Genomic DNA, 11,684 nt, shown 5'->3' on the forward strand with positions numbered 1-11,684 from the left:
GCTCAGCGCACGCGTCCGAGATGGATGACGCTGACGCGGATCTGCTGCTCGCTGATCTCGTACATCACGCGGTACGCGCCGATGTGGATGCGCAGCACGTCGGCTTGGCCGAACGCGCCGTCGGGGCGTGGGTCTACGGCGAGGTGGTCGACGGCGGCGAACACCTGGCGTACACCGTCGGGGTCGTCCTTGGCGAAGCGTTCTGCCTGGGCGAGGGCCTCGGGCTCCCAAATGACCTCGTAGCTCACGCCTTGCCCTCGCCGAAGATCCGCCGGTAGGCCTCCTCGTGCGAAACGCCGGCGTCCTCACCCCGGGCCTGGCGCGCCCGGTAAGAAGCCAGGGCCCGCAGTTCCTGCAGTTCCAGGGCGTCGGCAGGGCTGACGAGTATGGCGACGGTCTGGCCGTGGTCGGTGATGGCGACCGGTTCGCGGGTGGCGCTGACCTCGCGGGCGATGGCACCGAGGCGAGCCCGGGCTTCCACGATCGAGTACGTCGTCTCCGTCATGCACACCACCTTACATAAGTGTGCACGGGGCGGGAGGCCGTGCCGGGACGCAGGCGGGTGCTGCCCCGGGGTACCCGCGCAGGTGCAGGGGAATTGAGGGCCGGCGAAGTTCTCCCGCGTACGAGCGGAGGGGAGTATCCGCAAGCCCCGGGACCCCCGCGGTGCTGCGCTTGTCGGTGCTGCTTTCAGCCGCAGAAGGCACACGGGTACGTACCCGTACCCCTCATGCTGTGGTGCGCCACGACGAAAGGAGACCGCACGTGTCCGTTGTGAACGTCCGTATCCCTGCCGAAGCCCGGGACCGGCTGGCGCAGATCGCCGCCGCCGAGGGCCTGTCGCTGTGCGCCTACCTGACCCGCCTGGCCGAGACCCTCCTCACCCCCGCCGAGCGGGCCGAGCGCGCCGAAGCCGCCCGTGCCGACCTCAATGCCTGGAACGGCTACGCCCCCACCCCCACCGAGCAGGACGACCTGGACGCCGAACTCGACCGCCGCCTGACCCAGGCCACGACCACCCGGTGAACCAGACCGTGCACGTCATCCAGACGACACCGCCATGGTCGCCGCCGGCCACGGCAACCTCCTCGCCTCCCGCCTCATCCACCGCGCCCACGCCGAACCCGGCTGGCACCTGTACGCACCCGCCTGCGCCCTGGTCGAAGCCGACCGCGCCCGCCCGGGCACCGCCGAGCACATCGCAGCCCTGCCCGGCAGCACCGTCGTCGAGCTCGACCTGCCCACCGCCCTGGCCCTCGCCCAAGAGACCACCTGGGTCGCCGCCCACACCCGCCACGCCGCCCAGCCCACCCCGGAACGCCCCGACGGCGCGGTCATCGCCACCGCCGCGCCGGACCAGTGGGCCGATCAGCCCGTCAGGACCCTCGACCTCACCTGACCCCCAGGGTCCGAAACCGCACGCCTTGCAAACGTGCGGCGTGTCAAGCAGGACGGTCTCTGCGGCAGTCGATCCGTCGGCCGCGTACAGCTTCCACGAAGGCGTGGAGGAAGGAGGCCAACGTCGACCATGACCGTCGCCTGACTCCCGACGCCCATCCGTCGCAGCACCCGTTGGGACGCGGCAGACAGCAGGTCACACCGCATCCCAGTGCTAGAGATGCCAAGAGCACCGCAGGGACCGCGGCTGGCCATCGGCCGAGGTCGTGCTCTATTGGATGGTGCAGCGGTGTGGGTGTTCGGGGTTATCGGGGCAGGTGAAGATGTTGAGTTCGCCCCAACGGCCCACGGTGATCTGGGTGGGAGTGGCAGACCGGTGTACGGGTTGTACCTGGTCCTCTTCCAGGGGCCGCCAGTTGCGGCTGCCGCCGTCCCATTCGGAGCTGTCGATGGTCAGCAGCAGGTGCATCGGTGTCCTGCAGGTCAGGCAGTCCATGGGGTACGGGTCGGTCGCGTGCCATGAGGCGAAGCCCCCCACGCGCCAGCCGGGCGGGATGGACAGGTCGTACTGGTAGGCGAGCTGCTCTTGTGTGCCCTCGCCTGCCGATTGCTCGACCTCCTGTTCAAGGGCATCTTCCCAGGTGTCGATCCGGGCGAGCAGTTCCTCGGGCAGCAGGCCGGCATAGGGGTAGGTGTCCACCTGCTCCGGGTGGAGCACGCAGGGCTCGGGCACGAAGCCGTCGGCCCCGACAACCAGCGGCTGTGGCGGCGCGGTCAGTACCTTGCCGACCTCCCGTGACTGCCGCCAGCGCAGATGCACGTTGAGGTCGTACCGGCTTGGGCCGTGTGCGTTGAAGGGGCACCAGAACACCTGGAGTAGATCGCAGTTGCCCGGCCCCGCCGACAGGTCGGGGACATCCCGCCGGTACAGCTGCGCGAGGCCGATCATCGGCAGCGGGTCAGCCTCGGATGCCCCGGGGATCCGGTGTTCGCGGTGCAGTTCATGCAGGAGCTCCCGTTCTTCGTCTGTAGGGCCGGTGGCCTGTTCGCGGGTCCATGCAGAGGCCAGGATCTGCCGGTAGCGGTGGATGTCGGCTGGTCGTCGCCCCCGCCCGCGCCCGTGGGCCTCGTCGCACACCGGCCACGGCTCGTCCGCCGGCCACAGCATGGGACCGCCCACGGAACTGGCTGACAGACCGGGCGTGCCCGGCCGTGGATGAAGCCGGGTTGTCGTCCCCCGCAAAGCGCCCAGTTCCGGGAAGAGCGCCTCGACAACGACAGGGCGCGGCGGCGTGGTCCTCGTCATGGCCGCGACCTTAGACACCTGACAACCCCAGGCCTCGCGCACCCCTCGGCAGCGACCCCCTCGCACCAACGCTGGGAGCTGTCCTGCCGGCAGAAAACCGAACGGGCCTGGGCTGCGCCCCGGGCTCGGCCTCCCGTGGGCTGAGGCCGCAGGGCCAGGTGCACCTTCATGTATCCCCTGGGGATGCGCGTGGGTGTGCGGCCGGTGCTGGGCTGTCAGTGGTGGGGGCAAGGATGTTCGTGTCATGACAGACGATCAGGGAGGGGCAGGCGTGAAGAGCACGAGGAGGGCCACGGTGGCCGCGGTGCTGGCAGCCTTTGTGATGGCTGGGGCGGGCCCGGCGATGGCGGTGGCTGCTGGAGCGGCCGGCACGACCGGTGCCGGCGCTGTGGCGACGTCCGTGGCGGCTGGGGGTCTTCTTCCGCGTCCGGGTCCGGAGGGTCTGGTGTGGGTCGAGGAATGGCGGGGCGATGGGGGAGTGGTATCCGGGGGAGCGTGGGACACACTGCCGACGGTGCTCACGGTTGCTTGCGAGGGCGGGGGCAGTGTGGCGGTGACGATGAGCTGGCAGGGGGAGCAGGTAGCCGAGTTCTCGGTGGACTGTCCGGCAGGCGCCCCGGGGGTGGGTTCGGTGACGATGGATGCTGGTGTGGTGGGGTCGGGATCCTTCTCGGTGGGGGTTGACGCATCGGATGAGAACATTCGGTGGGCCCTGACGGTGACCCAGCCCGAATAGCCCGGCCGCCCTTTGTGTAGTGCTGCCCGGTGGCTGGTGAACGAGTAGGGGCGTGCAGGACCGGCTCGGCATACGCCGTTTCGATCTGCCGTTCGGACTGTTCGACCGCACAGGATTGCGTTCGGGCGTCTTGAGCCGTCCGGCGGGTGCATGCGCGGTGCCTGTCCTGGGCGACGTTGGTTCAGGCGGGATGCGGACCCGTGGTGATCTGCGCCAAGTCCGGCAGTTGTAGCCTGCGAGTCATGGCGCTTGGGACTGGGACGGTACACGGCTTCTACGCGCGTAAGTTGCTGGTAGAAGCCGGTGTGGATCCTGACGATCTGCGGCTGGACGCGTACGAGCAGGTGGACCGTGCAGTCGCGCTTGTGCTGAGCGGTTTCGACTCCGAGCGCTCCGAGCTGGTCGAGGGCGCGGTCACTCTCGCCTCGGACATTCTGCGGCGGTGGCGTGCGCCCCGGCCGGAGCTGGTGGCCGGCCTGGTGCGCTGCCTGGAATCCCGTCATTCTCATGCCAGAGGCGACGCGGCGATGGTGCTGGGGCGGCTGGTGTCGGCGGACTCCACGCAGGACATCACGTCGGCCGTTCCCGCCCTGATCGTAGCCGCCGATGATTCCTACGACCGGGTTGCCGGGCCGGCGGCATGGGCTCTTGCCCGTCTCGACCATCCGGCAGTTCTGGACTCGGTGCACCGGTGGCTGGCGTCAAGCAGCAGACTTCCGTTCTTCCAGGTGACGTCGCTCGGGCAGGTCCTGCAGCCGCTGGTCGGATGTGCCCCCGAGTTGCTCCCCGCAATCCGTCGCATGCTCGTCGACTCGGCCGACGAGGAGGGCTTGCGTCCGGTCCTCACGGCCCTGGCCGCTTGGGGCTCCGCCGCGAGCGAGGCGGTGCCAGAACTTGTGTCGACACTCGCCACCCGCAACGTCCGATGGGCCTGCGACGTGCTCGGCAGTATCGGCCCGGCGGCGGCGCCCGCGGCGAACACCCTCGAGGGCTTCGTCCGTGGCGTCACGCAACCACCGCGCCACGACGGCAGCACCCTGTTGCCGAACGGCATACGAAGATGGCACGGCGCACAGAACGCAGCGTGGGCTCATTGGCGGATCACCGGTGAATCAAAGGTCTTCCTGGCTTTCGCGCAGGACGCGGCATCCCAGGGCTTGGGGTATGCCGACCTTGGCCGCTTGGCGGAGTTGGGGCCCATAGCGGCGCGATGCATGACCGCGGTCCGGCCGTTGCTGGCGTCCCCCGGCCCGTGGACCCGTGTCCAGGCCGCCTACGCTTGGTGGCGGATCACCGGCGACACCGACGCCGCTGTCCCGGTACTGCTGGCGGCGCTGGAACCTCTCAGGTCGGGTGATGCCGACGAGCCCTGCCGCGCGGCGGTCCGATACATCGCCCACATCGGTGCCCCCGCCTCCGCCGCTGCACCTGTGCTGGAAGCCACGCTGTTGTCCGACCGGTGCTTCCCAGCCGACGTCTACCCTGCGGCACGTGCGGCGCTGGCGTCCTTCAGCGACGGCCTCCCCCTTCAATAGACCACCAATTCCCGAAAGCCACCGGCCGGACCCGACAGTAGGCCGTCGCGTGGGTCCCGGCAGTTGTCGCCGGCAGCGGTCGCTGAGTTCGTCTGTCTGCTCGCGCCCTGCGGCACCGGGCAGTCCGCTGCTGGTCGGTGATTGCCATGATGGGTGCCAGCAGGTTCTCAGGTGCCTCTGAAGGGGCGACTATGGCGTTCACCACCGAAGCCGATTTCGGAGCCGCCGAACGGGATGAGTGGTCCTATGCGCCGGCTGTCGGCGTCGGCCCGTTCCGGTTCGGGATGACCGTCGGCGAAGTGGTCGAGGCGGCTGAGGTCCTCGGCCAGACGAAGGTCAGCGATTGTGCACGGGACCACGCGGTCTTCTCGCCGACGTGGAAGGTCGAGGTCAACCGTCGGGGGGTGGCTCCGTCTCCACCTGCCGTCACCACTTAAGTGAGCCAAGCTGTGGGGCTGTTCTGCATCGGTGCCGACGCCGTGTACGGTCCCCAGGTCGCCTACGACGGTATCCCGCTGGTCGGGAGAGACCTGTCGGAGCTGGAGCGCGACGCAATCGCGTATGCCGAGGCAATGGACGCGCACGTTCGCTACACGCCGGAGGGCTACGCGGGACCGGATGTTCCCGGGGTCGTCTTGCGCGGTCAACTGGTCGGGCCGGTCCTGCGATCGCGTCCGTTGTTCATGGTGACGCGCGACGGCGCGAATACCGAATGGGATTCGATGCCCTCCGAGGAGTACCGCGTCGGTGGTCAGTCCACGGCCTGACGCGGTGTGACCCATGACGAGGGGCGGAGGGGATATGCGCGAGTACGCCGACCCACCAGTCGAGGCCGCGTTCGGGTCGCCCGTTACGTGACGCTCGTCGGCACCGCGAGGAGCGGGCCGGACCATTCGAAGACGGGCGGCTCCGACCCCTCGATGACGAGTCACCGACGCGGGGAATGAAGAGCGTCCCTGCGGAATTTTCACGAACCCTCATCAGCGGTGCCCCGCTGCGCACCGACATCGGCCGCTTCGGGCCCGGCGGGCGCAGCGTGTACGGCGCCCGCCCCGGGACCGCCGAGCACATCGCAGCCCTGCCCGGCATCACCGTCGTCGACCTCGACTTGCCCGCAGCCCCTGGCCCTCGCCCGCGAGCCGACCCGGGCCACCGCTCATCACCGCGACACGGCCTGGCCCACCCCGGAGCGCCGCGACCTCGCGGTCAGCGCCACGGCCGCCTCGGACCGGTGGAACGGCTGGCGCACGATCCCTTGCACTATTGCTTGCCCCCGGCCCCGGCCCCGGCAATGCCTGCGCCCAATCCGTCGCGCACGGCTGGTGGGGGGCCGTTTCCTGGTACGCCGGGCCCGCAGGGGCACCAGTGTGCGTGCTGTGCCGGGAAGGGGAAGCCGTCCACACCGCGCAGGAGTGGTTCGCCCGAACCGCCGTGCTCATCGAGGACCGCACCCGCAACGGGCGCCGCCGGATGTGGCGAGAAGACGCCGTGGCAGGCCTGCGGCCCCTCCTCGAGGAGTGAACCCACAAGGTTCGCCAAACCGGCCGCGGCTCAGTTGGCCCTGTTCTCGGGGCACTCATGGCCGCATACACGGAACACCGGCCGCATTGGCTCAAAAACGCCTTTCAGGCCCAACAGCACCCCACCCACACTTCGCTCATGTCCACGCCAAAGGCGTGGGCTCTTCGGGGAGGGGTGGACCGTGCGAGCAGCACACCGTGCGAAGTTGGCCGCGCTGACGGCAGGGGTACTGGCCGTGTCGGCAGGTCTGGCCGTGACCACCGCGGGACCGGCCTCAGCAAGCGCCCCCTGCGGCAAGGGGGGGCTGTACAAGGACGGCACCCGTGTGACGATGACGAGTGGCGTCAGCGCCAACATGCGCAGCGGCTCCAGCACGGGCTGCGCCGTCGCGGGATGGGCCGACAACCGTGACGGTCTCGAGTACTGGTGCTACACGAACAGCGAGAACGGGACCTGGACGTATCTGTCCAACATCCACGACAAGACGATCGGGTGGGTGAAGGACACCCTGCTGCCCAACGGCGGCTCGTACAAGTGGTGCGGTTTCTGACCCCCTAAGGGCCCCGGCACGTCCGGTGGAGCAGCCAACAGGTAACGCGTTCGGCAGCCTCATGACCGCCGCCCACTCCCAAGGGCCGGGGGTGGGCGGCGACGCTCTCAGGGTCGCACCCCGTTACCTTTCGCATGGCCCCGAAACGGGGCGCCTGGCCTCGGGGCACCGCTTGACCGCTGATGAGGGACGTCAAAGAGCAGCAGGCGGCCGAGAGGGCACTCTGCCCGCGGGACGCGAAAATGCATCGCATCGGCAGCCCGCGCACCACACTCGGCTGGCCCGACAGCCAGCTGCTGGGCTACCTCCACGATCGCCTCAAGGACCAGGAAGCCGACCCGTCGTTCGCTCCGCCGGCGTACGGCCGGCGAGAAGCCCTCAGCATCCCCCACCCCAGCCCCGCCGAGCCGCAGGCCGCGCAGGCGGAATGGGGCCAGCTCACCGTCATCATCAGGGCTGCCATCGCTGCATGCGAGGAACGCATCGCCAGGGGAGTACCGCGCTGACCATTGCCGCGCCGAGCAGCCTCGGGTCGTCCGCCGAAAGTCCGTGCCATGCACTGACGCATGGCACGGACCGTTCCTTCAGCACGGCGCCGAGGCGGCAGCGGGACTAGGCCGTGTCTGACAAAGATCATCTGGTGGGCTCGCTGAGCCAGAGGATGAGTGCGGCGAGCTGGAGGCCGCCGAATCAATGATCGACTATGGCTAGTCGCCCATGAACCACAGATAGCTGCCCGGCGTTGCCACACAGGCTTCGAGGAGCTTGGCGAGGTCGAGGAGAGCTGCCTTCTGCTGCTCGTCGCCGCAGTCCTTCGCCAGCTCGGCAACGTCTGCGCTGGCAACTTGAGCCTCTTGCTCGTTGAGCAGCGTGTCGCCGTACGGATCTACCCAGCCGAGCTTGCCCGAGCCATGACGATCAAGCCTGCCCAGCGCCCGCGCCAGCGCTTCACCATGGTGGTAAGACCCCCGCAGCAACGTGGCTCGGGAGGACCCTTTTCGGGCGGGCCGCCCCGAGTGAAGCTCAAGCTCGATCCCCATGACCTCTCCGTCAGCCTCGGACACCTCAGCTTTGTAGAGATCAATTTTTGTCAGATACGGCCGGGGTCGGAGCTGTCCATCTGCTGGCTGTAGAGGTGCTTCCTGCCCGTCAGAGCGGTCTGCAGTGGGGCCGCGCACTCGCCCCAGGCGGCTCTGCGTTCTCGATGTCGTCGTGGTCCGCTGGCGAGGCGTATGTGGCGGGCACCACCACTGGTCGGGACTCCGGCCCGCAGTGCGAGCGGGACCGGATTTGTCGTCGCCTGCACCCTGAGCTGCTCCAGGACCTTGTCGCCGTCCAGCGTGGACACTGCGACCACCGACCACCGACCGCCGTGCCTGACCCTGCGTCATGCCTGCGCGGTCTGCACCGGCAGATCCAAGGTAGGGGACCATGACCAGGATCCGGCCCTCCCGGAACAGATCCAGTGCCGCCTGCACAGCGGTGATCTTCTTCCCCGCCCCCCGTTCAGGACGCCAACGCGGCCCGCGCCCCTGCACAGCACGGCAGAGCGTGCAGGCAATCCCACCCACTGCCGGATACGCGCATTCGCCTCCACCTGGTGCTCCCGAAGCGCAAGCCCAGGCATTCTCGGGTTTCTCCTGCCGCGTTTCCTGCAGCCTGCCAGAGAGATCATGCCGCTGCGAGCGAGCAACCAGATCATCCCGCACCACGGCTACGCCCCGGGGTACCGGACTGACAAACCGGCACCACCCCAGAGCGGGGGCAGCCTGATGCCGGACGCCCCTCGTCATGTCCACGTATGCTCAGCCCGGCCTCGAATCATGAGGCAGGGGCAGGGGCAGGGGCAGGGGCAGGGGCAGGGAGAGAGCTCATGTGGGACGGGATCGAACTGTGGCTGCGCAAGGCCGGCGGCCCGCTACTCATGGGCCTGGTCATGGCAGGCTTCGCGCTGGCCCGTGAGCAGTGGTGGCTGCCATGGCGCGTGGCAGTTCTCCTCATGAGCCTCGGGTCACTGGTGGGGTGCGGGGTCGAGACGTGGAAACTGCTCCGCAGCCGGGTCCCTGCCAAGACGGCTCTGGATCGCCTGGAAACAGCCGGGAGCGGGGAAATCCCGTACCTGGGTTCGGATGCGCCCGCGATCCAGGATGCCCTCACCACCCCTCTTCCCCCGGGCCGATAACAGCCTGCCCTACCTGATGGGCGAGATGATGAGCCCGCTCGTCCTCACCGCGGCGGACATGGACGTACACCGTATGCCCCACCGCCGGTTCATGCTCAGCGGTGGAGTTGATGCACATCTGCACCCCCGTCCGCGCATACTCCACATCCAGCCCCAGCTCCGGCACAGCCGGCCAGCTCAGCCCCATCCACGCCAGCTGCCCGCGTGCTCCAGACGCGACAAGAGGAAGGAAGCGCCCCAGGACGTCCTCCCCGACGACCTCCTCCGCACTGAGCTCCCCAGGCAGCAGCCGCGCGACTGCCTCCGGATCCTTGGGCAGCTCACCCGCCAGCAAACGGGAGCCACCCAAAGAGCACAACGCGCCGGGAAAGAGCTCACGGGCTTTCAGAGCATCCGCAACATCCCCCAGTTCGGCGTCCACGAACACATGCCCGTCCCACTCCCCGCAACGCAGCAAAGCCGAAGCCACCGCCAGAGCCCGTCTCGCATCCAAGGTCCGGAAGACCGGATAGGCTACTGACACCCCCACAAAATTTCCCCTCGCTCCAAGACAGAAATAGAAGAGATCCCCCGAGGGGGCATCACCTGTTTTGTCACCGCCTGGAAAAGCTGTTCATGGGGGAGCGTTGTGACCAGTGGTTGTTCACTTTGATCGACTGCTCTGGTTCTGTTCCGAGGCTGGTTCCTTGGCTGGTGGTGCGGTGATGTGATTGTTCACTGCTGCTGTTCAGTTGGGCCTGTCGTGTCGTGGCTTCGGGGATGCTCAGATTGTTTGGCTGGTGTGCAGTTCTAGCGGTTCGTCCCTGTGATGGTCATAGTGCAGCCCCCAGCCGTTATCTGGCACAACGCGACGGTCTTGCTCTTGCCGGTCCTGAGCTGCGGACGAGGTGGTATCTGAACCGTTCCGGGTTCGATAGGGACTCGGTGCCAGGACGGGGTGGAGGGGGATGACGAGCGATACCAGCCCTACCACCAGGGCGGCATCGTGTGGAACCCGCCTCTCGTCCTCACCCCCGAGCAGGAGCGTGCGAAAGAAGAGAAGGAGCGGGAGCACCGGAGGAAGTTCCTGCGGAACAGGGCGGAGTCTCGAGTACGGGGAATGCTCCTTGGTCTGGCGGTGGGGGAGACGCTGGGGGCCGCTGGCAGCAAGCTGCCGGCCGGCGGGCCGTTGCGGGCCGGCGTGAGTACCCAGTTGGCTTGCTTCACTGCGGAGGGCACCATCCGTGCGATGGTCCGCGGCAAGCACAAGGGCATCTGCCATCCGGCGTCGGTGGTCTGGCACGCGTACTGCCGGTGGGCGGCCTTGCAGGGCATCGAGGCCGAGCGGATGCGGCGTCGCTGGGCTCCCTACGACACCGAAACGGCGTGGCCGGACGGCTGGCTGGCGCAGGTATCTGTGCTGGCGGAGCGGAGCGGCGCGGCTCCGCGCCGGCGACGGTGGCGGCGCTGTCGAAGGTCGAGCAGGGCACCGTGGAGCGACCGGCGACGGACAGCCGTGGCTACCATCTTCGGCCACGGGAGGGTCCCGGCCGTCCTTGCTCGAGCACGGCAGCAAAGTCGACCTTGTTCAGGGTGTCCTTTCGAAGCACCCGCGCCGGGCGGCATCGCCTGGTGTGTAGGTCTCGTCGCTGGCGTCGTGGCCACCGAGACGGAGCCCCGTCCGGTCAAAAGGTCAGCTCTCTCGCATGAGGGTGGCGAGGGCGGTGGACCAGTTGACGTGATCGAATTCTGTGCCGGGTGGGACCAGCCGGTATGTCTCTTCGAGCCATTTCTGCAACTGGACCAGGTTCATCTCGAAGAGGCTTGACATGTCGTGTACCTCGAGTCGCAGGAGTACCACCTGGCGGCCACGGACACGTGAGGGCCACAACCGTACATCCCCGATTCCGCTGGGTTCTCCCGTTCCTTGAAGGAGCACGTCACGCGAGATCGTCCAGCGGACGACGGAGTCTTCGGGTGTGTGCAGGGCCAGGGAAACAACGAGGGGATCGGCCTCGTCGTAGCAGAACTCGGCGTCGTGAGGGATGCGGAGTGAAGGGATGAGGATCCTGTCGGCGCGTAGGCGTAGCGGCCGGATGCGGCGTACGGGGCGCTTGCGTGTCGGGAAGTCTGGTTGCTGGTTGGGCACGGACCGGCCTCTTTCGAATGGTGGGAACTCCTCTACTGTGGCCCGGAGGACGCCGGCTGGGCATCGGTAACCCGACCAGGCGCATGGCTTATATGGGGAGCGGGACGGCGCGAGAGCACGGGGGAAATGACAGGGGTGACGCTTGTAGGCGTTGGCCTCTGTGCGCGTGCACGCGTCAGAGCCGGGCTTCGAGGTCTTCCTCGCGGCCGGCTGTGAGTCATGGGTCCGGTGCTCGGTTCTCACCTTTCCTATGAGGTCTGGTGTGTTCGCGTCCTTGGTTGCTGCCCGGTCCGGGCGTTGCGCGGTGTGTGGAGCTCGGCGGCTGTGA

General features: G+C 68.2%; 16 protein-coding genes. 9 read left to right on the plus strand and 7 right to left on the minus strand.

What is annotated here, in order from left to right:
* Nucleotides 1-2 precede the first annotated feature (2 nt).
* Both OG937_45305 and OG937_45310 read right to left on the minus strand, forming a co-directional pair.
* Complete coding sequence (locus tag OG937_45305) at nt 3-248, minus strand: type II toxin-antitoxin system RelE/ParE family toxin (protein ID WUD78415.1); 246 nt, start codon at nt 246-248, stop codon at nt 3-5.
* Nucleotides 245-505 carry a type II toxin-antitoxin system Phd/YefM family antitoxin gene (locus OG937_45310; protein WUD78416.1) on the minus strand — a complete coding sequence of 87 codons (261 nt, stop codon included), beginning with the start codon at nt 503-505 and terminating at the stop codon, nt 245-247. Before OG937_45310 ends, OG937_45305 begins: the two co-directional genes overlap by 4 nt.
* A 260-nt stretch (nt 506-765) precedes the next feature.
* On the opposite strand from OG937_45310, the gene OG937_45315 reads away from it, so the two are divergent.
* Complete coding sequence (locus OG937_45315) at nt 766-1,026, plus strand: hypothetical protein (protein WUD78417.1); 261 nt, start codon at nt 766-768, stop codon at nt 1,024-1,026.
* A 34-nt stretch (nt 1,027-1,060) separates the two neighbouring features.
* Complete coding sequence (locus OG937_45320) at nt 1,061-1,399, plus strand: hypothetical protein (GenBank protein WUD78418.1); 339 nt, start codon at nt 1,061-1,063, stop codon at nt 1,397-1,399.
* Between the two features lie 270 nt (nt 1,400-1,669).
* Here the strand turns inward: OG937_45320 and OG937_45325 are convergent, their stop codons facing one another.
* The gene (locus tag OG937_45325) at nt 1,670-2,704 is read right to left on the minus strand and encodes a hypothetical protein (protein ID WUD78419.1); all 1,035 of its coding nucleotides are present in this window, start codon (nt 2,702-2,704) and stop codon (nt 1,670-1,672) included.
* Between the two features lie 978 nt (nt 2,705-3,682).
* On the opposite strand from OG937_45325, the gene OG937_45330 reads away from it, so the two are divergent.
* The 6 genes from OG937_45330 (at nt 3,683) to OG937_45355 (ending at nt 7,552) form a co-directional block, all read left to right on the plus strand.
* Nucleotides 3,683-4,975, plus strand: coding sequence for a hypothetical protein (locus OG937_45330; GenBank protein WUD78420.1), 1,293 nt, complete (start codon nt 3,683-3,685; stop codon nt 4,973-4,975).
* Between the two features lie 191 nt (nt 4,976-5,166).
* A complete protein-coding gene (locus OG937_45335) occupies nt 5,167-5,412 on the plus strand; it encodes a hypothetical protein (protein WUD78421.1) in 246 nt (81 codons plus the stop codon).
* A gap of 12 nt (nt 5,413-5,424) precedes the next feature.
* Nucleotides 5,425-5,742: a hypothetical protein gene (locus OG937_45340; protein ID WUD78422.1), complete on the plus strand. Its 318-nt coding sequence runs from the start codon at nt 5,425-5,427 to the stop codon at nt 5,740-5,742.
* Between the two features lie 604 nt (nt 5,743-6,346).
* Complete coding sequence (locus OG937_45345; protein ID WUD78423.1) at nt 6,347-6,496, plus strand: hypothetical protein; 150 nt, start codon at nt 6,347-6,349, stop codon at nt 6,494-6,496.
* A gap of 325 nt (nt 6,497-6,821) precedes the next feature.
* The gene (locus tag OG937_45350; protein WUD78424.1) at nt 6,822-7,046 is read left to right on the plus strand and encodes a hypothetical protein; all 225 of its coding nucleotides are present in this window, start codon (nt 6,822-6,824) and stop codon (nt 7,044-7,046) included.
* A 182-nt stretch (nt 7,047-7,228) separates the two neighbouring features.
* Complete coding sequence (locus OG937_45355; GenBank protein ID WUD78425.1) at nt 7,229-7,552, plus strand: hypothetical protein; 324 nt, start codon at nt 7,229-7,231, stop codon at nt 7,550-7,552.
* Nucleotides 7,553-7,753: 201 nt separating this feature from the next.
* Here the strand turns inward: OG937_45355 and OG937_45360 are convergent, their stop codons facing one another.
* Complete coding sequence (locus tag OG937_45360; GenBank protein ID WUD78426.1) at nt 7,754-8,086, minus strand: hypothetical protein; 333 nt, start codon at nt 8,084-8,086, stop codon at nt 7,754-7,756.
* A gap of 50 nt (nt 8,087-8,136) precedes the next feature.
* Nucleotides 8,137-8,394: a hypothetical protein gene (locus OG937_45365; GenBank protein WUD78427.1), complete on the minus strand. Its 258-nt coding sequence runs from the start codon at nt 8,392-8,394 to the stop codon at nt 8,137-8,139.
* Nucleotides 8,395-8,919: 525 nt separating this feature from the next.
* On the opposite strand from OG937_45365, the gene OG937_45370 reads away from it, so the two are divergent.
* Nucleotides 8,920-9,228 carry a hypothetical protein gene (locus OG937_45370; protein WUD78428.1) on the plus strand — a complete coding sequence of 103 codons (309 nt, stop codon included), beginning with the start codon at nt 8,920-8,922 and terminating at the stop codon, nt 9,226-9,228.
* Here the strand turns inward: OG937_45370 and OG937_45375 are convergent.
* Nucleotides 9,200-9,649: a hypothetical protein gene (locus OG937_45375; protein WUD78429.1), complete on the minus strand. Its 450-nt coding sequence runs from the start codon at nt 9,647-9,649 to the stop codon at nt 9,200-9,202. The two genes, OG937_45370 and OG937_45375, sit on opposite strands and share 29 nt — an antisense overlap.
* Before the next feature lie 1,251 nt (nt 9,650-10,900).
* The gene (locus OG937_45380) at nt 10,901-11,356 is read right to left on the minus strand and encodes an SsgA family sporulation/cell division regulator (protein WUD78430.1); all 456 of its coding nucleotides are present in this window, start codon (nt 11,354-11,356) and stop codon (nt 10,901-10,903) included.
* Nucleotides 11,357-11,684: the final 328 nt, after the last annotated feature.

It is taken from the genome of Streptomyces sp. NBC_00510 (assembly GCA_036013505.1).
Taxonomy (GTDB): domain Bacteria; phylum Actinomycetota; class Actinomycetes; order Streptomycetales; family Streptomycetaceae; genus Actinacidiphila.